General features: G+C 53.3%; 17 protein-coding genes and 5 pseudogenes. 5 read left to right on the forward strand and 17 right to left on the reverse strand.

Going from position 1 to position 21,037, the window contains the following annotated elements:
- Positions 1 to 171: 171 nt before the first annotated feature.
- From ACA052_RS14770 to acuI, 4 genes are all read left to right on the forward strand, one after another.
- Positions 172 to 930 carry an alpha/beta fold hydrolase gene (locus ACA052_RS14770; protein ID WP_497645538.1) on the forward strand — a complete coding sequence of 253 codons (759 nt, stop codon included), beginning with the start codon at positions 172 to 174 and terminating at the stop codon, positions 928 to 930.
- A gap of 155 nt (positions 931 to 1,085) precedes the next feature.
- Positions 1,086 to 2,255, forward strand: coding sequence for an MFS transporter (locus ACA052_RS14775; RefSeq protein WP_497645539.1), 1,170 nt, complete (start codon positions 1,086 to 1,088; stop codon positions 2,253 to 2,255).
- A gap of 254 nt (positions 2,256 to 2,509) precedes the next feature.
- Entirely contained in the window at positions 2,510 to 3,142 is a 633-nt protein-coding gene (acuR, locus tag ACA052_RS14780) for an acrylate utilization transcriptional regulator AcuR (RefSeq protein WP_497645540.1), read from the forward strand.
- Positions 3,143 to 3,189: 47 nt separating this feature from the next.
- Entirely contained in the window at positions 3,190 to 4,173 is a 984-nt protein-coding gene (gene acuI / locus ACA052_RS14785) for an acrylyl-CoA reductase (NADPH) (protein WP_497645541.1), read from the forward strand.
- Positions 4,174 to 4,313: 140 nt separating this feature from the next.
- Here acuI and ACA052_RS14790 read toward each other — a convergent pair.
- Positions 4,314 to 4,463 (reverse strand): annotated as a pseudogene (locus ACA052_RS14790) (transcriptional regulator); the annotation flags it as partial.
- A 174-nt stretch (positions 4,464 to 4,637) separates the two neighbouring features.
- Here ACA052_RS14790 and ACA052_RS14795 point away from each other — a divergent pair.
- Positions 4,638 to 5,321 (forward strand): M15 family metallopeptidase, encoded by a 684-nt coding sequence (locus ACA052_RS14795; protein WP_497645542.1) that lies wholly within the window; start codon positions 4,638 to 4,640, stop codon positions 5,319 to 5,321.
- Positions 5,322 to 5,661: 340 nt separating this feature from the next.
- Here the strand turns inward: ACA052_RS14795 and ACA052_RS14800 are convergent.
- From ACA052_RS14800 to ACA052_RS14875, 16 genes and pseudogenes are all read right to left on the reverse strand, one after another.
- Positions 5,662 to 6,840 (reverse strand): annotated as a pseudogene (locus ACA052_RS14800) (RHS repeat domain-containing protein); the annotation flags it as partial.
- A 49-nt stretch (positions 6,841 to 6,889) separates the two neighbouring features.
- Positions 6,890 to 7,486, reverse strand: a complete 597-nt coding sequence (locus ACA052_RS14805; protein WP_497645543.1) for a suppressor of fused domain protein — start codon at positions 7,484 to 7,486, stop codon at positions 6,890 to 6,892.
- Entirely contained in the window at positions 7,487 to 7,996 is a 510-nt protein-coding gene (locus tag ACA052_RS14810) for an HNH/ENDO VII family nuclease (protein WP_497645544.1), read from the reverse strand.
- A 72-nt stretch (positions 7,997 to 8,068) separates the two neighbouring features.
- Complete coding sequence (locus ACA052_RS14815; protein ID WP_497645545.1) at positions 8,069 to 8,431, reverse strand: PAAR domain-containing protein; 363 nt, start codon at positions 8,429 to 8,431, stop codon at positions 8,069 to 8,071.
- A pseudogene (locus ACA052_RS14820) lies at positions 8,358 to 8,822 on the reverse strand (type IV secretion protein Rhs); the annotation flags it as partial. The gene ACA052_RS14815 and the pseudogene ACA052_RS14820, both read right to left, overlap by 74 nt.
- A gap of 46 nt (positions 8,823 to 8,868) precedes the next feature.
- Positions 8,869 to 9,291 carry a hypothetical protein gene (locus tag ACA052_RS14825; protein WP_497645546.1) on the reverse strand — a complete coding sequence of 141 codons (423 nt, stop codon included), beginning with the start codon at positions 9,289 to 9,291 and terminating at the stop codon, positions 8,869 to 8,871.
- Between the two features lie 638 nt (positions 9,292 to 9,929).
- Entirely contained in the window at positions 9,930 to 10,292 is a 363-nt protein-coding gene (locus ACA052_RS14830; protein WP_497645547.1) for a PAAR domain-containing protein, read from the reverse strand.
- Positions 10,219 to 10,518: pseudogene (locus tag ACA052_RS14835) on the reverse strand (RHS repeat domain-containing protein); the annotation flags it as partial. The gene ACA052_RS14830 and the pseudogene ACA052_RS14835, both read right to left, overlap by 74 nt.
- A gap of 88 nt (positions 10,519 to 10,606) precedes the next feature.
- Complete coding sequence (locus ACA052_RS14840; RefSeq protein WP_497645548.1) at positions 10,607 to 11,086, reverse strand: hypothetical protein; 480 nt, start codon at positions 11,084 to 11,086, stop codon at positions 10,607 to 10,609.
- A gap of 1 nt (position 11,087) precedes the next feature.
- Positions 11,088 to 12,696 (reverse strand): annotated as a pseudogene (locus tag ACA052_RS14845) (RHS repeat-associated core domain-containing protein).
- A 140-nt stretch (positions 12,697 to 12,836) separates the two neighbouring features.
- Positions 12,837 to 13,193: a hypothetical protein gene (locus ACA052_RS14850; protein ID WP_497645549.1), complete on the reverse strand. Its 357-nt coding sequence runs from the start codon at positions 13,191 to 13,193 to the stop codon at positions 12,837 to 12,839.
- 57 nt (positions 13,194 to 13,250) lie between these two features.
- Positions 13,251 to 13,790 carry a hypothetical protein gene (locus tag ACA052_RS14855; RefSeq protein WP_497645550.1) on the reverse strand — a complete coding sequence of 180 codons (540 nt, stop codon included), beginning with the start codon at positions 13,788 to 13,790 and terminating at the stop codon, positions 13,251 to 13,253.
- A gap of 3 nt (positions 13,791 to 13,793) precedes the next feature.
- The gene (locus tag ACA052_RS14860) at positions 13,794 to 17,993 is read right to left on the reverse strand and encodes an RHS repeat-associated core domain-containing protein (protein ID WP_497645551.1); all 4,200 of its coding nucleotides are present in this window, start codon (positions 17,991 to 17,993) and stop codon (positions 13,794 to 13,796) included.
- A gap of 5 nt (positions 17,994 to 17,998) precedes the next feature.
- Entirely contained in the window at positions 17,999 to 18,466 is a 468-nt protein-coding gene (locus ACA052_RS14865; RefSeq protein WP_497645552.1) for a DcrB-related protein, read from the reverse strand.
- A gap of 34 nt (positions 18,467 to 18,500) precedes the next feature.
- The gene (locus ACA052_RS14870) at positions 18,501 to 19,082 is read right to left on the reverse strand and encodes a hypothetical protein (protein ID WP_497645553.1); all 582 of its coding nucleotides are present in this window, start codon (positions 19,080 to 19,082) and stop codon (positions 18,501 to 18,503) included.
- Positions 19,083 to 19,094: 12 nt separating this feature from the next.
- A complete protein-coding gene (locus ACA052_RS14875; RefSeq protein WP_497645554.1) occupies positions 19,095 to 20,948 on the reverse strand; it encodes a type VI secretion system Vgr family protein in 1,854 nt (617 codons plus the stop codon).
- Positions 20,949 to 21,037: the final 89 nt, after the last annotated feature.

The following is a 21,037-nucleotide window of genomic DNA, read 5'->3' on the forward strand; positions in this document are numbered from 1 at the left end:
AGGTTTTGACGCTATCCATTCAGCCTCCTACTAAGACAAATGTGGGGATTGAGACTGGCAACCAGATCGTACCCACGAGCCTTTTTCAGTCATGGGACTCGACGGTTCATCTCATCCTCTAGGGTAGGTGCGCGTTGGTTGCTTTTTATTTCCTTCGTCCCGGAGTCCCACATGTTCAAGCTACCCAAAAAAATAGTAGGCGCACTCATAGTGGCCGCAGCTCTTCCAGTGGCGGCCTCTTCGCTTCCGAAGACTAAAGTTCATAACATCGTGTTGGTGCACAGCGCATTGGTCGATGGGTCTAGCTGGAAAGGTGTTTATGATCAACTGACAAAAGACGGTTTTAAGGTCAGCATTGTTGCTCATACACAAACATCGCTTGCAGAAGATGTTGCAGCCACCAAGCGGGTGCTTGATCAGCAGGACGGCCCTGCGGTTCTAGTCGGGGCGAGTTATGGCGGATCAATCATTACTCAAGCAGGCGATCATCCGAATGTGAAGTCTCTGGTTTACGTGGCCGCAATGCAGCCCGATGTTGGCGAAAGCTTGGTCGATTTATCGAACAAGATTCCACCGATCTCAACGCACCTAGTACCTGATGCTCATGGTTTTCTCTCACTGGATCCTAAAGTCTTTCATGCTGATTTCGCCGCTGACATACCTAAGGCCCAAGCAGACTTTCTCGCTGCTGGGCAGATGCCACTAGCTGTAGCTGCGGCTAGCGCAAAAACGACAGTGGCCGCATGGCATGACAAACCGTCATACGCTGTGCTGGCAACCGAAGATCAACTCATAGATCCGAAGCTGCAGCGCTATATGTACGCGCGCGGTAACGACAAAATTACAGAAGTCAAAGCCAGTCACGGCGTATTTCTAAGCCAACCAATACGCGTTGCGAAAGTTATCGAGAAAGCAGCTGCCGGCTTGTAACGGAATCTGGGACCTAACGAGTTATCACTCATCTCGAGTGTTAACTCTTTAGGGATTCTTGCCTAAAAGACAATTATGTATGTACTTAAGCTGCGTTTAAGTCAACGCGACTCGGCACTACTATCGCTTAAATTTCTCAAGGCAGGATCGCATCCATGAAATCAACCTGGGCACTCGTTGCGCTGGCGGTCGGAGCATTCGCTATTGGCACTACGGAGTTCACCCCTATGGGGCTGCTACCCGTAATTGCGAACGGCATTAATGTTTCTATCCCTACTGCAGGAATGTTAATTACGGCTTACGCCTTGGGCGTCATGATCGGCGCACCGATCATGACACTCGCTTTGGGACGATTCCCTACCAAGAAAGCACTGATTTTGTTAATGAGCATTTTCGTGCTCGGCAACCTTCTGTCTGTTTTAGCGCCAGGGTATTGGACGCTTTTGATTTCGCGACTGATCACCAGCCTCAATCACGGAGCTTTCTTTGGACTCGGATCGGTACTCGCAGCAAGCTTGGTTCCGAAAGAAAAGCAGGCCAGTGCTGTAGCCTCCATGTTTCTAGGGCTCACCATCGCAAACATTGGGGGCGTACCTGCTGCTACATGGATTGGCCAGCAACTTGGATGGCGTATGGCGTTCGCGATTACCGCAGGACTAGGCGTTGTCGCAATCGGAGCATTGGCGATTACCTTGCCCAAAGGTCAGGCCAATCCAATGCCGAATGTACGCGCAGAACTGAAAGTCCTTACTCGCCCCGCAGTGTTGATGGCTATGGCAGCAACGGTCATGGGGGCAGGAGCTATGTTCACACTTTACACCTACGTCGCACCTGTCCTCGTGAACCTCACCGGCGCATCTTCCACATTCATTACTTTGGGATTGGTGTTGATTGGCTTGGGATTCACCATTGGCAATGCGATAGGCGGACGTCTGGCCGACTGGTCTTTGGAAGGCAGTATCAAACTGTTCCTGGCTCTGCTCGCGGCTGTCATGTTGGTTTTGCCATTGATGCTGACTAACCACATCGCTGCCGCCATCGGCCTGTTGGTCTGGGGTATTGTCACCTTCGCTATCGTTCCCCCTGTGCAGATTCGTGTCATGCAGGCCGCACACGATGCGCCTGGCTTGGCAGCTTCGGTCAATGTGGGCGCCTTCAACCTAGGCAACGCCGTAGGTGCAGCAGCTGGAGGAGCGGTAATTTCCGGTGGTCTTGGTTATGCCGCAGTGCCCGTTGCGGGTGCCGTTCTGGCGGCAGCAGGCTTGTTACTCGTCCTCGCTAGCCGGGGTAGTGATGTCGAATCCGTTGACCTTGGTAAAGCTTAAGGCATCCACGTAATTAGGGATCCAGGTCTCCTTCGTTTTGATGGGCCGGTGTTCACTTCGCATAGAGCGGATGACGGCGCCCTAGCAGAGCCCTAGTGAGATGCATGAGCCTATTTCCAGCCCTCGCTACCATCGCCGCAGCGATAAGCAGAATCAGCAGAGAGGTCGACCATGACGGCAAAGATGCCTTGGAGCAGTCTACAGTCGCGTTATCTGGATTGACTTTATAGACGATCAGTCTAATATCGGCCGCTATGACCGACTTGAAGCTAATTCCTCGCCGTGGCCGCCCGCCGAAGGTTCCTAGAGATAATCTGGATACCCGAGACGCGCTCATCCGTTGTGGCACAGAAATTCTTACCGAACAGGGCTTCATGGCCACCGGCATCGACGGTGTGTTGAAGAAGGTCGGCGTTCCCAAAGGCTCCTTCTACCACTACTTCGCTAGCAAAGAGGATTTTGGCCGGGCGGTGATGGATAACTATGCAGCCTACTTTGATAAAAAGCTTAAGCGCTGGTTTCTGGATGAATCGCTGACACCTTTGCAACGCGTGCTTGCCTTCGTTGAAGACGCGAAAGCAGGCATGGAAAAATACCATTTCAAACGCGGTTGCCTTGTGGGCAACCTGGGCCAAGAAGTCACCATTCTTCCAGACGGCTTTCGCGAACATTTGGACTCAACCCTTCTCAGTTGGCAGCAACGATTAGCCGATTGTTTGGCGTTAGCCCAGGACTCCGGGGAACTCGCCAAAGATGCTGACTGCACAGAACTCGCGGCGTATTTCTGGATCGGCTGGGAAGGCGCAGTCCTCAGAGCACGCCTGGTAAAAAGTGCAGCCCCCTTAAGCACTTTCATCAACGGATTTATGGCAGGGCTACCCCGCTAAAATTTTTTGGCCAATTTAAAGACGTTCGGTCTAATAGAGGAAATCTCATGTTCAGCGGAATTTTGATTGATAACACCGACGGCATTCATCTCGCTAAAATCACCGACTTAGACGAATCGCAACTGCCAGCCGGCGACGTTACCGTACGTATTGCCTACAGCACGCTCAATTACAAAGATGCACTGGCCATCACTGGGAAAGGCCCAGTTGTTCGCAAGTTTCCAATGGTGCCCGGGGTCGATCTGGTGGGTACGGTTGAGGAAAGCAGCAACCCCGACTTCAAAGTTGGTGACAGTGTGCTACTCAATGGTTGGGGAGTGGGTGAAGCACATTGGGGTGGTCTAGCTCAAAAGGCGCGGCTAAACGGCGATTGGCTGATTCCACTGCCCAAAGGATTCACCGCCCAGCAAGCCATGGCGATTGGTACCGCAGGCTATACAGCAATGCTTTCGGTACTCGCTCTGGAGCGCAATGGCGTAACGCCGGACAAGGGCGAAGTCTTGGTGACAGGGGCCAATGGCGGCGTTGGCAGTTTCGCGATCGCCCTCCTCGCCGGCTTGGGCTACACCGTGGTGGCTTCAACCGGTCGCCTCGAGGAAGCGGACTACCTGAAGAGGCTCGGCGCCTCAGAGATCATTGACCGCTCAGTGTTGAGCGGGCCAGGTCGCCCACTTGCTAAAGAGCATTGGGCAGGCGCCATCGACTCAGTGGGTAGCCATACCCTGGCCAACGTCTGTGCCAGTACCCGTTATGGAGGCACCGTTGCCGCCTGCGGACTTGCACAAGGGATGGACTTTCCTTCTAGCGTCGCGCCCTTCATTCTGCGTGGTGTGACGCTGATCGGAATTGACAGCGTGATGCGTCCTCGTAGAGATCGAATCGCTGCCTGGGATCGTCTTGCACGAGATCTGGATCTCTCCATCTTGAAAGAGATAACGCGAGAAATTGGTTTGGGCGAGGTTGTACAGACGGCAAATCACCTGCTCGCCGGCGAGGTACGTGGACGCGTTGTGGTTGATGTGAATCGTTGATTCCATCCCCTTAGGCATCAGAGGCTTTGACTGAAGCCTAGATTGATGACTATGTCCGCCAGTCTTCGCGAACAAAAAGGGCCCTCGAAGGGCCCTTTTGTACTCAAACCAAACTCACTTGGTCAGCCAGGAACTGACAGTGCGCGACGACCAGCTTGTGGGTCAAGCAAGTTGACCACGTCTTTCAAGCTGAAACCGTACTTGGAAAGCAAGTCACGCAGTTTCGATTCGAATTCGATTTCACGTTTTACGTCAGCATTACCCTTTAGTGCTTCGAGAGCTTGGAGCTGCTAATCGAGACAACAACCTGGCACGTGGGCAAGTGGGCCTGATCTCAATCGGATTTTCGACGGTGATGCCTTAATCCCTGCTGCACATAGGCTCACTTTGATCCGGTGATATAGACTCCATAGTTCCCAAGCCTCAACCGAGGATCAGGGCTTCCATTGAAGGCGTTGAAGATCATGCTCAATGAATTGGAACTGACGGGGCGTGCACGGACGCACATCGTCCAGCTTTCCGAACCCAGATTCGCAGCTCAACAAGAAGCAGCTACGGCATTCTTGGACATGCGAGCAGATGCCCGGCGCTCAGGTATTGATCTCCTGCCTTACAGCAGCTTTCGTGATTTCAGAACGCAGCTGCGGATTTGGAATGGAAAGTTTAGTGGAGGGAAACCGCTTTACGATTTGGAAGGTCACGCGCGCGACTACAGCTCGCTTTCACCCTCCGAGATCATCAGCTGCATCCTAAATTGGTCCGCGTTGCCTGGAGGAAGCCGGCATCAATGGGGCACTGAAATCGATGTGGTTGACGGCTTGGCAATGCCTCCCGACTACGTGCCAAAGCTCTTGCCCGAGGAGACTGCTCCGGGAGGTATATTCTCTGATTTGCATCACTGGCTCGATGCAAACATTGCGGCATTTGGTTTTTTCCGGCCATACAAATATTTCAAGGGAGGAATGTATCCAGAACCGTGGCATCTCAGCTATGCCCCACTATCCATGCCTGCTCTGCAATTAGTCACGATCGAACTGCTCGCGGACGCAATTCGAGACGCTGATATGCTTGGAAAAGAACTCGTACTCGAAAAGCTGCCGAGCATCTATAGAAATCACATTATCAACATTACCTTGCCCGACGAGTAGCACACAGTCTTTCGAACTTTTACTTCAGGGTACTCTAGTTGACAGTACTCAGAAGTAATGCTCCGAAATCCGAGGAACTGATTATGCGAAACGGGGAATTTATTCCCCATTTCGGAAAATTACTTCGCTTCGGTCCTGAGCCAATCCGCAGCAGTGCACCGAACTAATTCTCGAAATTTTCAGCATGTAAAATTCAAAACTGGGATCGACGTTACCGTTTCTGAATTTCAGTTCCCACGTTTTCACCGTGCGATCCAGATAGCACTGCGAAGAGTTTACCGTCATAGAAATTTAGTTCTTGGGCTTCCGGCGACTGGATACCGCTGGGCTACGTGACTTCCTATGGCGAGGCCCTCGCGGACCTAGCCATGCATGACACCGCTAGCTTCTTCGTGTGCAGCCGAAACCCGCGGCTTGGCTCGGTGGAAAGGAGGTCTTGTGGGCGCTTGCCTCCAAGCCATCCATTGGGAGAGATAAACCAGAATGAAACTCCCCAACCATCTTTCATGGGACAGAGAACAGATAATACATCTCTAAGGCCGGGAATCGGGCTGGCGCCGCCTTGCGATGGGAACGCGTAAACTGGAAAAGAACTGCAGCCATCGTGATCGATCGAGAAAATTCGGTGGTCCGCTTCCCACTCCTTGAGTGCGGGACTCAGGAGCTCAACGTGAATACCCAGATGGTTAGCCTTGTGTGTCGCCTGCCAGACGATCTGCCCTTCCCGGTCAGTCATCTCCAGCGGCGTACCAATCTGATCAGTGTGGAAATAGTAGAGCTTCTGCTCCCCTCCTTCCGCCTGATCCACCCGCGCCAACGGCGCATAACTACCCGGCTCGTAGATGTAGAGGCTGCTCTGCCCCGGTGTTTCCTCGCGCAACATACGCAAGCCTTGCCACAGAAAGTTCTTCTGTTCGTTGACACCGTTGACCGCTGACACCTTGGCCACACGACGTCCCAGGCTGTCGTAACGATAAGCGCCGCTACTTTCCAGCTTGCCATTCACCAACGTCTCAGCCTTAACCAGGCGATTCTCACCGTCATAACTGAACGTCTGCAGCCTGCTCATCCCGCTGCGCTTTTCAATCAGGTTGCCCCACGCATCGTAGGCATATTCCTGATCCCGCCACTGTTTGAGCCGGTTGTCCTTAACGTGATCAAACTGACTGGTGTTGAAGTTCAGCCGGTTCGCCGCCGCGTCGTACCTGAACTCCTCACTGTCCACCAACTTGCCGGTGTCAAGGCTGTGCAGTTGGCCGTTGGCTTCGTAGTCGTAGTCGTACTTGATCTCGCCGCGCAACTTGTCGAGGGTGCGGGTCAGTTCGCCGGCCGGGTCGTACTGGTGGCGGCGGTGGATCGGGTTGTACGCGTGTTCCACCAGCAACTCGGGCTGGATGCCAGGGTTGTGGAGTTGCGAGAGTTTTTCCGCCGGCAGGGTCGAGGCGAATTGCCAGGCCTTGCGGCCCATGGCGTCGTAGCCGAAACAACTGGTGAGCTGGCCCTGGGTGCGCAGGACTTGTCATACCGGCCTTAGGCCCACCACCATTATAAATAAATAAAAAATTATTCTAGTTGAATATAGCCGCCGCTCGCTCGCTATCAAAAATGTCGATTTCCTGGTCAGACATAAGGTCTTCAAATGCTTCATACCCATGCATTTTAACGAATTCTTTTTCCGATTCGTGAATAGCAAAACATTGCAACCAATTTACTCTCAAACTAGAAACCAAGAGCTCTTCAAAGTGCCCGTCATTCCATAGAAATGGAATGGAAAAATATAAATTAGGCATTTTTGTATCTGGATAATAATCACCAACAATGTTTTCCAAAATATCGCCAGGAATTACAGCCCTACGTCTTTGCTCAATATAAAAGGCCGCTGACACAACAATGTTATCCCACAAATCAACACTTATAGGCGCCGCCGAACAAAGTTCAATACGAGTAATAAATTCTTGACCATCATCACCTGCTAACGGCACTTCCGAGAGGCCTATCGTCCCAATTGACTTAATGCCGTCTTCAACTGAGTCATTCGTTGTCAGTATTGAAAACGAACGAACCTTTGCCTCATCATAATAAGCATGAACAACCGGCGCGCCTTGAAACATTTTTAAAGTGTGATTTGCTACCGCCTTGCGGTGTGGACTAGGTGGAATTTTCATTTAATATCCAAAATAATCATCAGTTTCAAGTTCGCCTTTGTGGCCTCTATTAGAGGATGGCAACTCCGGACGGTAGTGCTTAACGTCATTATACTCATCCAAAAATTGTTTTCTACTAATACCTCTCGCCTCTGCACTGCGTACATGTTTCCAATGCTCAAATCCGGGCTTGTGCCCCATATCCCATGGCTCATCGAATTTCATCGGCTTCTGCACCAGTGGATCCCTAACCACACCATCATGGCTTTTGGTTTGAGCATCTTCCCAAACAGTGCGTCGGACGTTTTTCCGAAACTTCCCTCGGTTATATTTTGTATTTGACCAAGCCGAAGGTTTGTCGCTCGCGGTTTTGGGTGTGACTTTTATATTCCCGAGATTTGACCCAAAACCTTGACTTGTTATCTTATATTTTCTATCGAAAGCAATTCCTCGTTTAGCACCGAGTCCGCCACCGATAAAACCACCAACGAAAGCTGAGATTTTTTGGCCATCTCCACCCTCACCAAACAATTCACCACCAACCGATTACCGGGCTTGCCAACACAAAAGCACTGGCCAAACCGACGATAAGAACTGCTCGCTCTAACCACTCAGGAACTTCTGGATCAATTGCATCCGTAGTCTCAGTCCCCCCGCCAATAAAAACGTCCCAGAGCCTGCACTGATCTTGCCGTCACAGACGGTTTTATCTCCAACGCGCGCAGCAGGCTGGCCATTGATATAAACAGAGTCGCTACCCTGCGCCAGAATTTGAGGAGCGGGGCCATGCTGGTCACACACGGCAGTATCTACGTGAGCTCTAGCGGCAGCTTTACTATTGGTAAAGACATTTCCAGACCCCGTCTTGATCTGTCCTGCACCATGGCTGGCAGCCGATTGAATCGCGTTCAAATTCGGTCTGACGTTGTGGTCGTTCGGCGCGTTCGCCGTAGCCGGTTTCGTCAACCAGCGTCAGGTGCCCGCCCAGGTTGTAGCTGAACTGGCGGGTCAGGTTGTCGATGCGTTTTCCTTCGATCAGGCGATCGGACGCGTCGTAGGCAAACTGGTAGGCCGCGTTGTTTTCGTTGACCAGCGCGGTCAGGCGAATGGCCTGGTCGTATTCGTAGCGAATGCGCTGGCCTTTGGCGTCCTGGCGGCTGCTCGGCAGGCCGCGGGCGGTGCGCAGCAGGCGCGTGGTCTGGCCTTTGCCGTCGGTGTGCGTCAGCACTTGGCCGAGGGTGTTGTAGGTAAAGGATTCGGCGCTGCCGTCCGGGTGCTGGATGCGCAGCACCTCGCCGTTGGGTTTGCGTTCCAGAGTGGTGGTCTGGTTCAGGGCATCGGTGACGGCGATCAGGTATAGCGGTTGCCGATGAGGCATTAATTCTTTTAATTTAAAATGTAAATTATCCAACATACTCTTCAAAATCAGCATTTTGGATTTGATATTTACCTAAAGCACCTTTTGCCCTATCAGAAACAACCAACCTATAATCGTTTGCAATACCAAAATCAGACATGCCCGCTTCACCTTCAACCTTCAACCAAAAGAAATTCGGCAACAGCATTGAGGGTTCCATTTCCTCGAAGCTCGAGGACTTGGACACCTTTACAGAGTCTAATGAAAACCCAGTAAGCTCTAAGCTGGTAATTTCTCTGGCCACAGCATCTGTGACAATAAAGCACGGAAATGTTTCTAACACCTCATCCCCCAACCAACCCTCGAACTGATACTCCAGCTTAGTTACTATTGGCGGGTGAACTGAAGCATCAATTATCGTATCATCACCTAATCCGCCTGCAACTTCCGGCTCAATATAATAACACATCAAAACTCCATTAATCTCTAATCGGCGGATTGAATTGGCTGCCTATAATACCATCAATTTGAGAGGCCTTGTCCAGTAACTGTTGTTTAGTAGGAAAAGGAGTTTCCCGATAGAATCGATTCCACTCTTTACGAATATAACTTAGGTGCAGATCAGAGTTTTTTCTTTAGGAATTCCGCGTAAATTTTCCAACGAATGCATTTCTTCTTTATTAACCAAGTTAGGATATCGCTTCATGGCCTGTTGTTCTACTGCATGATGAACGACGACTTTGCCTTTTTGACTTGGATTGGCTTCGAAGAAGGTAGCTTTGTAATCATCTGTTGTTGCTTACCCGAAGGTAGCTTTAGGCTGCTTGGGAACAAGCTTTACATTCCCAAAATTCGACCCAACTCCCTGCACTTTAAACTCATACCGCGCATCAAACGCTTTGCCACCCTTAGCCCCAAGCCCACCCCCCAATAACGCCCCGCCAAACGCCATAAGCTTCTGGCCATCTGAACCTTGACCAAAAAGTTCACCACCAGCCCAGTTCCCCGCCAACCCACCCGCAATCCCACCGGCAAGGCCTGCGATTACGATTACCGGGCTTGCCAACACAAAAGCACTGGCCAAACCGACGATAAGAACTGCTCGTTCTAACCACTCAGGAACTTCTGGATCAATTGCATCCGTAGTCTCAGTCCCCCCGCCAATAAAAACGTCCCAGAGCCTGCACTGATCTTGCCGTCACAGACGGTTTTATCTCCAACGCGCGCAGCAGGCTGGCCATTGATATAAACAGAGTCGCTACCCTGCGCCGGAATTTGAGGAGCGGGGCCATGCTGGTCACACACGGCAGTATCTACGTGAGCTCTAGCGGCAGCTTTACTATTGGTAAAGACATTTCCAGACCCCGTCTTGATCTGTCCTGCACCATGGCTGGCAGCCGATTGAATCGCGTTCAAATTCGGTCTGACGTTGTGGTCGTTCGGCGCGTTCGCCGTAGCCGGTTTCGTCAACCCGCGTCAGGTGCCCGCCCAGGTTGTAGCTGAACTGGCGGGTCAGGTTGTCGATGCGTTTTTCTTCGAACAGGCGATCGGACGCGTCGTAGGCAAACTGGTAGGCCGCGTTGTTTTCGTTGACCAGCGCGGTCAGGCGAATGGTCTGGTCGTATTCGTAGCGGATGCGCTGGCCTTTGGCGTCGGTGTGCGTCAGCACCTGACCGAGGGCGTTGCGCTTTAATTGCTCATACTATTAAAGAACACATTAGACACCGCTATAAAACCAAAAAATATTTACTGCTGAAAAATATCAAAGCCTATACTCTCAAAACTTAAATAACGACCAACTTATTTTTACAAAAGCCAACCGGCCAATGGCCTTTATAATACACGTCAACTATCTTTGCCCACCTTTCGCCTAAGCCATAATACTCTTCAGACACATATTGCCTAAAGGCGAAACACGCACCATTTCTTGCCGCAAGGCTAAAATCATGCGGGGCACACGTGAATTTACTTTTATCAATATTTTTTGTCGCTGTCATTACCGCCTTATTTACCTTCATTCGCATAGCGACAAGATCGGAAGGTGGCTTTGATAAATTATAAAAAGGATCCGGCTGGGCTGGATGCGTAGGCAGCCATTCGACATCATCATAGTAGCCCTCGAACTCAGAAACTGACGGTTCCACGAAAACCTTTCGAACATCTCCTATATATATTAACGCACCATCCTTTAACCCGCCCGCTCCCATATTCGAGAAAAAACCACATCTTTCAATTTTTATGAGTTCTTCATCAATATCAATCATATTAAAATCTCATATCAGTTAGAGTTCCGGGCGGCAGAGCCTTTCTTCCTTGTTGAATTGTACTCCGAAGAACGCCGCCAGCCGCGTGCGGCCCCGGGATTCCTGGCAAGGAATGATTAGGTAGCGCACCGTGTGTCGGCATCAGGTTCCACCACTTGTTCGCTCCACCACTTTCCAAAGGAATGATGTGATGAGGTGTTGCACCCGATGGCCAAACTCTACCGGTATTTGCCTCCCATTGCTTCATCAAGTAATTCTGGCTCCCTACAAATTCTTTTCTCGCCATCTGATTCTGAAACACTGTGCGTCGTTGAACGACAGGTAAATTCCCTTTCAATATCTGCGCCTGTTTGGCTGTTATTTCACCTCCCGTAGAGGCAACCTTGTTTGCATCATGAACTACCCGCTCGTGGAGTGATGTACATGCTAATCCTAATGGATCTATCCAACCTAACGGATTACTACCATATTGATAGAGGTTGTCCCCTCCATTCAGTCCAATCGGATCCTGCGTAACAAACCGCCCCACCTCCGGATCGTAATACCGAAACGTGTTGTAGTGCAGCCCCGTCTCGTCGTCAAAATACTGCCCCTGAAACCGCAGATACTGCTCGACTTCGTTGACGTCCAACCGCTCCAGCGAGCCCCACGCCTTGTACGTCGCCTGCCAAACGATCTGCCCTTCCCGGTCCGTCATCTCCAGCGGCGTACCAATCTGGTCGGTGTGGAAGTAGTAGAGCTTCTGTTCCCCGCCTTCGGCCTGATCCACCCGCGCCAACGGCGCATAACTACCCGGCTCGTAAATGTAGAGACTGCTCTGTCCCGGCGTTTCCTCGCGCAGCATGCGCAAACCTTGCCAGAGGAAATGCTTCCGTTCGGTGACGCCGTTGCCCTCTGACACCTTGGCCACACGACGTCCCAGGCTGTCGTAACGATAAGCGCCGCTACTTTCCAGCTTGCCATTCACCAACGTCTCAGCCTTAACCAGGCGATTCTCACTGTCATAACTGAACGTCTGCAGCCTGCTCATGCCACTGCGCTTTTCAATCAGGTTGCCCCACGCATCGTAGGCATATTCCTGATCCCGCCACTGTTTGAGCCGGTTGTCCTTAACGTGATCAAACTGACTGGTGTTGGAGTTCAGCCGGTTCGCCGCCGCGTCGTACCTGAACTCCTCACTGTCCACCAACTTGCCGGTGTCACGGCTGTGCAGTTGGCCGTTGGCTTCGTAGTCGTACTGGATCTCGCCGCGCAGTTTGTCGAGGGTGCGGGTCAGTTCGCCGGCCGGGTCGTACTGGTGGCGGCGGTGGATTGGGTTGTAGGCATGTTCCACCAGTAGCTCCGGCTGGATGCCGGGGTTGTGGAGTTGCGAGAGTTTTTCCGCCGGCAGGGTCGAGGCGAATTGCCAGGCCTTGCGGCCCATGGCGTCGTAGCCGAAACAACTGGTGAGCTGGCCCTGGGTGCGCAAGACTTCGCGGTGCAGGTCGTCGCGCTCCAGGTCGCTGATGAGCTGGCCGTCGAGGTTGAGTTGGTGCAGGTGGCCGCTGCCGTAATGCAGGTGATTAAGAGTGCCAGCCAATGGGTTGAGTAAGCATGGTCGGGGCACTCAATCAAGGTAGCACCATAAAAATTGAACGCAGTAAAGCAATAGATGAGTGGCTGAGGCTAGCAACCACTCTAAAAAATTCACATTTTAAAGAGCTAAATTAACTTACACGAAACGCCATATTCCCACCGAGCCAGGGATCATCTAATCTTTAAAATCATCATTCTCAAGATAGTACAATGCCGCTTCTAAATACGTTTCTAAATCCGGCTTAATCACTCGCTTATCAGCGATAGCTTTGATATCTAGCATAGTCGGACACTCAACAAATGTACGTTTAGACTTTTCGAAAAAGATCTCTTCGGTATCATCTTCCGCAACATAAAAAACTGCGGAGCGCACAGAGTGCTTTGACGCTCTATCTATTGTATAATCGACGAACAACCACCCCACATTGGGTAAGTGATCAACATTAGCCAACAGATCAGAAAAGCCTTTATACTCCTTCATAATATTCTCATAATTTGTCCAGGCAGCACCATCACCTAATATTTCGTTCACCCGACTGGGCCTGCCGCGTTGCTGGCTCCCTAGACAGCGCGGTTAATTACGCCTTCTTCAACCACTCCGTTCAACTTCCCGAAAAATAAGGCCTTTAAGACCATTTGATTCAACTGCATCCTTGAACACTTGACTGACATATAGCACTTGCGGGCTTTCAGAAACTCGGAATATTTCGCCCCTGTAATTGTCGGGAGTTTTTAATACGGCTTTATATACCACATAACCATCCCCCCCTTTATCATAATCAGATTTTTCAAAATCAAAAACATTTAATAGTAACTCGGAAATGTATAGTGCCACGTCATTTTCACGTGGCCCAGATATCTTAACGCGAGGGAAAACCTGCAAAAAACCAAGCTCTTCATATGCTTTTTCCGAGACCACTAGGATAGGTCTGAAAAACGTATAAAAATCAGAAAGCGCTGACTTTTTTTTATCATCACTATTATACACAACGCTATATTTTTTATTATCAGCCTTTAAGCTGGCATCACCGTACGCTAGCTTTGAAGCGAAGTCTTGCAAACCGTCCACTTGATCCACATCAATCAAAGTTTTGTATTTGTCATCTTGCGTTATCGAATAAATCTTCATAAATCACCCAAATAATCTGGACCACTGCGTATCGCGCGGGCTCGAAAGTAATGTATTACGAATTCTATCAATGGTTTTCAAGACCATCGGTTTACCACCGGCCTTATCTGCACTAATAATGAGTTGGTTAACACTCTCAAAATAAGAATTTGGATGTTTACCATTATGCAATATTCCTGACATAGCGGAATCAGCATTATTACGGTTAGGCAAAAATACTCCATTGACCGCATCGTCGACATGAATATCATGCTTTGCCAAAACCGCTCTCGCAGGAGCAGCCAATTTAGCTGTATCGCCAACAATATGATGAGCAGCGGAGTTTGCAGGTCGCGGAGTTCCACCTTTAGTCATGTTGTTACTTAAGGCTTTGGAACAAAGCCCCAACGGATCAATCCATCCGATAGCGCTCGGCGCATACTTATAAAGGTTGTTACCACCGTCTAATCCAATCGGATCCTGCGTAACAAACCGCCCTACCTCCGGATCGTAATACCGAAACGTGTTGTAGTGCAGCCCCGTCTCGTCGTCGAAATACTGCCCCTGAAACCGCAGATTCTGCTCGACCTCGTTCACTTCCAGCTTTTCTACCGAGCCCCACGCCTTATACGTCGCCTGCCAGACGATCCGCCCTTCCCGGTCAGTCATCTCCAGCGGCGTACCAATCTGGTCGGTGTGGAAGTAGTAGAGCTTCTGTTCCCCGCCTTCGGCCTGATCCACCCGCGCCAACGGCGCATAACTACCCGGCTCGTAAATGTAGAGACTGCTCTGTCCCGGCGTTTCCTCGCGCAGCATGCGCAAACCTTGCCAGAGGAAATGCTTCCGTTCGGTGACGCCGTTGACCTCTGACACCTTGGCCACACGACGTCCCAGGCTGTCGTAACGATAAGCGCCGCTACTTTCCAGCTTGCCGTTGACCAACGTCTCGGCCTTGACCAGCCGATTCTCACCGTCATAACTGAACGTCTGCAGCCTGCTCATCCCGCTGCGCTTTTCAATCAGGTTGCCCCACGCATCGTAGGCATATTCCTGATCCCGCCACTGTTTGAGCCGGTTGTCCTTAACGTGATCAAACTGACTGGTGTTGAAGTTCAGCCGGTTCGCCGCCGCGTCGTACCTGAACTCCTCACTGTCCACCAACTTGCCGGTGTCACGGCTGTGCAGTTGGCCGTTGGCTTCGTAGTCGTACTGGATCTCGCCGCGCAGTTTGTCGAGGGTGCGGGTCAGTTCGCCGGCCGGGTCGTACTGGTGGCGGCGGTGGATTGGGTTGTAGGCATGTTCCACCAGTAGCTCCGGCTGGATGCCGGGGTTGTGGAGTTGCGAGAGTTTTTCCGCCGGCAGGGTCGAGGCGAATTGCCAGGCCTTGCGGCCCATGGCGTCGTAGCCGAAGCAGCTGGTGAGCTGGCCTTGGGTGCGCAGGACTTCGCGGTGCAGGTCGTCGCGCTCCAGGTCGCTGATGAGCTGGCCGTCGAGGTTGAGTTGGTGCAGGTGGCCGCTGCCGTAATACAGGTGGTTCAGATGCTGGCCGGTCGGCAGGGTCAGCGTGGTCAGGTTGCTTAGCGGATCGTAGTCGTAGGACAACGCGCCTTGCGGCGTGGTCTCTTTGATCAGGCGGCCCAGCAGATCGTAGGCGAAATCGAGCTTCTCTTCGCTGACGCCGAGTTTTTTGCCGCTGGCGGTGGGCAGGCGTTCGATGGACAGCAAGCGATCGCCGTCGTCGTAGGTGTAAGCCTGACGGGCATCGGCGTTGAGTTTGGCCAGCAGTCGGCCGATGCTGTCGCGCTCGAATTCGGTGTGGCGCTGTGGCCGTTCGGCGCGTTCGCCGTAGCCGGTTTCGTCAACCCGCGTAAGGTGCCCGCCGATGTTGTAGCTGAATCGACGGGTCAGGTTGTCGATGCGTTTTTCTTCGATCAGGCGATCGGACGTGTCGTAGGCAAACTGGTAGGCGGCGTTGTTTTCGTTGACCAGCGCGGTCAGGCGAATGGCCTGGTCGTATTCGTAGCGGATGCGCTGGCCTTTGGCGTCCTGGCGGCTGCTCGGCAAGCCGCGCGCGGTGCGCAGCAGGCGCGTGGTCTGGCCTTTGCCGTCGGTGTGCGTCAGCACTTGGCCGAGGGCGTTGTAGGAGAAGGACTCGGCGCTGCCGTCCGGGTGCTGGATGCGCAGCACTTCGCCGTCGGGTTTGCGTTCCAGAGTGGTGGTCTGGTTCAGGGCATCGGTGACGGCGATCAGGTGATGGCGTTCGTCGAAACGGTAGTGGGTGTTTTTACCCGAGCAGTCCTGGAAGCGTTCGACCTGGGCCAGGGTGTTCCACCACAGGTATTTGGACTTGTGGGTGGCGTCGATGATGGTGTGCGGAAGACCGTCATCGCTGTTGAGGTATTCGGTTTTGTTGCCCAGCGCATCGACTTCGGCGATGAGGTTGCCCTTGGCGTCGTAACGGGCTTTCCAGGTGCTGCCGTCAGGGTAATCAACCTGCGTGACCAGAGTGGTCAGGTGGTGGTACTGGTATTTGATCTTGCGCCCGAGCGGATCAGTTTCTTCGACCAGTCGAGCGTACTCGTCGTACTTGAGCTTGATGGTATTGCCATCGGGCAATGTGAGGCCGGTCATGTTGCCGGTGTCGTCAATCTCGATGACGTAGTGTTCGCCACCGAAGTCGCGGCTCGAGGTGACGCGGCTATCGCTGTTGTAATGAAGTTCAGCTTCGCGCCCGAGTACATCGGTGATCCAAGTGGTGCGGGCATCTATGTCGTAACGGAAATGGAAATGCTCGCCATCACTGGTCCAGTGTTCCACCACGCGGGGTTGGTCAGCGATGGTTTCCCAGCGGTAATTGCAGGTAAGGCCCAAGGCATTGCTGTGACTGGCCATGACGCCGTCGATGTAGCTGAAGCGTCGGACCGAATCGTTGTTGCGATTGATCACTTCGATGAGCTGGCCGTTGTCGTCGTAGCGATACTGCACCAGGGTTTCGACGGCCTGATTGTCGACGACACGTTTGACATCGGTCAGGCGACCCAGCGGGTTGTCGTAATGCAGGTGAACACGAACGCCGCCGGTGGCGCTGATATCGGTCAGCGTGCCGTCGACCGTGCGGGTGAAATGCAGGAAGTGACCGAGGGCATTTTCGATGCGTTGTAGCGGGACAGGGTCGTTGTCGTCCGGTACTTCGCCGAAGTAAAAGAAGATGTTGTCGAGTGTTTGCAGCAGGTAGTGACCGCCTTCGGTGCAGACCAGATAGACCTGTTCGTGCGGATTGTAGATGCGCTCGCCCGGCCGGATGTCTACGAAGGGCACCGTGCGACCTTGATTGTCGGTCAGGTAAACGAAGCTGCCACTGCGGCGCAAACTCTGTTCCCAAGGCAACACCCAGCCCTTGCCGAGCACACTGTCGACGGTCAGGTCGCTGGCGTAGAAGCGTGACCAGTCGATGGGCATCAGGCCTGGGAGGCTGAAATCAGTTTCGTCAGGGATGACCTTGCGGCCGGTGGAGGCATCGACAGGGTTGCCGACCAGACCGCCGACTGCACGCTCGATAGCCGGTCCGACGACGTAACGGCTGGCCACTTCACCGGCGACGAATCCGGCGGTGAATTTCAACACGCAGGGCATGACGGCCTTCATGCCCGCCTGTGTTCCTGCCTTGATCAATTGAGCGATACCGCCCGCCGCGCCAGCGACCGCCATCAGAATATCGACGGTAGTGCGTAGCCAGCCAGGAATCTCGTCATCTACCGGCAAGTAACGGTGGGTGCCGCCTCCGATGAAAACATTGCCCGAGCCACTGGAAATCGTTGCACCGCAGGTGATCTTGTCGCCCTTTCGAGCCGCTGCAGTGCCATTGATGAAGACGTTGGTCGAACCCTCGGCGACCTGTACTGGACCGGGATGCTTGTCGCAGGCGCCAATGCTTTTCTCGACATGGGCAGCCTTGCGGCTATTGATGAATACATTATCCGATGCAATGACGATGGTCCCGGAGGGCGATGAATGACTACTGCCTATCGACTCCCCCCAAGAAGTCAGCAGGCTACCTCCGACGCCTGCCATAAGCCCCGCCAAAAGAGCCACCCCAAACCCACAGGTGAACGTCGCGATAGCGACCGCGGCAATCAATGCAATCCCGAGCGCGGCCCCAATCAGAAACCCGCCCAGGGCACTGGTGTGGCCGATTTCATCGCCAAACCTTGCGGCTTCGAACATGACCGTTACTCCTGTGCGCTGGAGTCGGTCTTGGTTGCGCCGGGCTGGCGCGGCAGAAAGCTGGCCAGCAGGTCTGCCCAGTTCTGATTCTGCTCACTGCTGAAGTCAGCCTGCGCCGTGGTGGAGAAGATGATTGCGCGGCCCGGTTCAATCAGAAAGGCTGCCTGACGCTGATAGAACGGGCGTCCATCCGTCATGTAATACGCATCGATCTGGATGCCTTCAATCGGCGCAGCGCTGGAAAGCTCGACCGCCTTTTTGCCCAGCAAGGTGTAGCCACGCAGTTTCGATGCGAGCATTTTTACCTGGCGGTCGACGTAAGCCTTCAGCGCCTCGGCCGGCAGGAGCATGTCCCTGGAGATGGTGATACTCAGCGGTGCAGGAATGCTCGCCCCCAGCACAAACATGTTTACCGTGCGGTCCTGAAAACCCTGCGGCAACGCGATGCTGCCTTCCTGCAATTCATAATCCATGTGATGTAAATTCCTGAAATCGAAAAATTAGGTATCAGCGGGCCGCGAGGCCTTCAAGCATGCAGTCGAAATCCACCAGCCAAAGACTCAGCGCAGGCTTGGTCGGATCAATCACGCACGAAATATTCAGCCATTGCACTTCGTCACTCCCGGCAACAGGAACAATGGCACCCACGAGGCGCCCGTGGCGTTCGGCGTGACCGATCTTGAAGTGGAAATCCAGGCACTTGGCGGCATTGCCTGCCACGCTGTACTCGCGCTGACGGATGATGCGCAACTCCGGATAAATCGTGCGGAACGTCTGCACGGAGCCGTCAAAAAGCTTTTCCAGATTCTGGCCCTGCGCCACGTCACGACGCTTGATCGTCAAGATGATTGGCTCGCCTTCGTGCTCGATGGTCGTCTGGATATCGCGGAAGTTGAAACCCGCTGGGAATGCCAGATTGAAACCACCGAAATTGAAGCTGCTGGGCGTGCCTTGCAGAGCAACGACAGGTAACGGTTCCGGCTCGGGCGCGTGTTCAACGACCGGCGCATTTTGCTGCTCAAGGCGCGCAGCTTCCTCCAGCGCAATACGCTTTGCGGAAATACGATCGTAAATACTGGTTCTGGTCATAGACACGATTCCCTAGTCATTGACCCGAACCTCGGAGCCCGTAATTTGGGTGGTGCCGGTGCTGGTCGTGACAATCGTCTTGCCTTTGATTTCGATGCCATCCGGAGTGAGGGTAATGCTGCTCTCCCCCACCTGAAGAATGATGTGTTGCTTGGCATTGACCTGAATGAACTGGTTGTCGACCTGGATCGTCAACGAGCCTTCCTGGACATTCATCACCGTGTCTTTCTTGATCGTTTCGGTGTGCGTGCCACCGACCGTGATCGTGCGATTGCTGCCAACGCTGTGGATCTCGTCGACCTCGATCTCGGTGTCCATGTTGCGCTCGGCATGCACGATGACCTGCTCGGCACCCGCCTTGTCTTCAAAGCGGAAAAAATTCGCCGTACCGCCATCGCCCTTCATCGACCGCGTCAAAAACCCGCTCTGCGTCTTGTTCGCCGGCAGCGACCACGGCGGCGTGTTCTGGCTGTTGTACAGGCTGCCCATGATCAGCGGGCGGTCGGGGTTGCCGTCCAGAAAGACCACGACAACTTCATCGCCGACACGTGGAATGAGAATGCTGCCGAAGCCGCCGCTGGCGCCCGATTGGGCCACGCGAACCCAGCAAGAACTCTTATCGTTGTGCTCGCCTTTGCGGTCCCAGTGGAATTGCACTTTCACGCGGCCGAGTTCGTCGGTGAAGATTTCCTCGCCCGGCGGGCCGACAACGATGGCGGTCTGCGGGCCGGAAATGGTAGGGCGCGGTGTGGTCAGTTGAGGGCGGAAGACGATCTTTTTGCGCACGCAGGAGAAGGTGTTGTAGTAACTCGCCTGGTACCCGTTGAGGTAGTTGTTGTGTCCTTCGCTTTCGACGCTCATCAGCAGGAACTGGCGATCGTCGGGTGAGCCTTGATCGTGGTCGTAATGCTGCAGCAGTTCGAAGGTGTAGCCGGGTTTCATCGCGCGGCAGTTGCTGGCGCCTTGAAAGCTTTTGCCTTTCAGCTCCAGCGCTTCAACGCGCAACCGGACCAGCGCCTCGCCTTCGTCGTACGTGCCGTGGGTGTACTGGCCGGGGAAGTCGTAGATCTCGAAATCTTCGACATCGCCCTGCTTGTTCAGGCTCTTCATGGTGACCGGCAAGCGATTGGTCGGCTGACGGTAATCGAAGGTTTGGACAGCGATCTTGCCGGACTGCAATTGGCGATTACCGCTCCATTGGGTAATGGAGTCCGCGGTCTCGGTGACCGAAGCGGTGTGATAGCGAATCTGTGGCTGCTCAGGCAACGGCACCAGCGTGGTGGAGTCGTCGCAGATGATCATGACGTGGCCTTCGGCAGTGTGCTCGAAGTAGTAGAACATCCCCTCTTCTTCCAGCAGGCGCTGGACGAAGTTGAAGTCGGTTTCGCGGTATTGGGTGATGTAGGTGTACTTTTTGAGCGGCTTGCTCAGGCGGAATTCATGTCGGGAAAACGCGGTGCATAAGGCGAACACCTGAGTCACTACGTCTTCGACGGTGCAGCCCTGGAAGATGCGGGTGTCGAAACGGTTTTTCAGCATCGAGAACCAGGGGTTCAGCGTCGCGGTGTAGCGGGCCATGCCGCCGTCGCTGCCGATGCTGGCGAAGCGTGTCAGGTAACCCGACAGATACCGTGGGCCCGCCTCGGCCAGTTCGATCTCCAGCACCACGTGCTGGCCCATCATCGACTTGAGCTCAACCTCCGAATCCTGGCACACCAGCAGCAATTCGAAGTTGTAGGCACGTGACAGACCTTCAGTTCCCTTGAAGGACTCAAGCAATAATTGCTGGTCGGGATTGGCAAGGTTCGTGAATTTGAACAGGCGCCGATTCTGCGGCGAAAGCATTGCGGCAAGGTCCATCAACATGTGTATCTCCTTGAAAGCAGTGGAAACGCTACCGTCCTCGCCAGCCACTGCGCATAACGAATCTGACAAGAGGGTCGAAACCCGATTGC

The organism is Pseudomonas sp. LBUM1644 (assembly GCF_059716195.1).

Coding starts and splice junctions, on each gene's coding strand:
- ACA052_RS14795 (WP_497645542.1), top strand. CDS start 4,638: ATGCTCAATGAATTGGAACTGACGGGGCGTGCACGGACGCACATCGTC.
- acuR (WP_497645540.1), top strand. CDS start 2,510: ATGACCGACTTGAAGCTAATTCCTCGCCGTGGCCGCCCGCCGAAGGTT.
- ACA052_RS14875 (WP_497645554.1), bottom strand. CDS start 20,948: ATGTTGATGGACCTTGCCGCAATGCTTTCGCCGCAGAATCGGCGCCTG.
- ACA052_RS14870 (WP_497645553.1), bottom strand. CDS start 19,082: ATGACCAGAACCAGTATTTACGATCGTATTTCCGCAAAGCGTATTGCG.
- ACA052_RS14855 (WP_497645550.1), bottom strand. CDS start 13,790: ATGAAGATTTATTCGATAACGCAAGATGACAAATACAAAACTTTGATT.
- ACA052_RS14840 (WP_497645548.1), bottom strand. CDS start 11,086: ATGATTGATATTGATGAAGAACTCATAAAAATTGAAAGATGTGGTTTT.
- ACA052_RS14775 (WP_497645539.1), top strand. CDS start 1,086: ATGAAATCAACCTGGGCACTCGTTGCGCTGGCGGTCGGAGCATTCGCT.
- ACA052_RS14805 (WP_497645543.1), bottom strand. CDS start 7,486: ATGAAAATTCCACCTAGTCCACACCGCAAGGCGGTAGCAAATCACACT.
- ACA052_RS14770 (WP_497645538.1), top strand. CDS start 172: ATGTTCAAGCTACCCAAAAAAATAGTAGGCGCACTCATAGTGGCCGCA.
- acuI (WP_497645541.1), top strand. CDS start 3,190: ATGTTCAGCGGAATTTTGATTGATAACACCGACGGCATTCATCTCGCT.
- ACA052_RS14860 (WP_497645551.1), bottom strand. CDS start 17,993: ATGTTCGAAGCCGCAAGGTTTGGCGATGAAATCGGCCACACCAGTGCC.
- ACA052_RS14865 (WP_497645552.1), bottom strand. CDS start 18,466: ATGGATTATGAATTGCAGGAAGGCAGCATCGCGTTGCCGCAGGGTTTT.
- ACA052_RS14825 (WP_497645546.1), bottom strand. CDS start 9,291: ATGTGTTATTATATTGAGCCGGAAGTTGCAGGCGGATTAGGTGATGAT.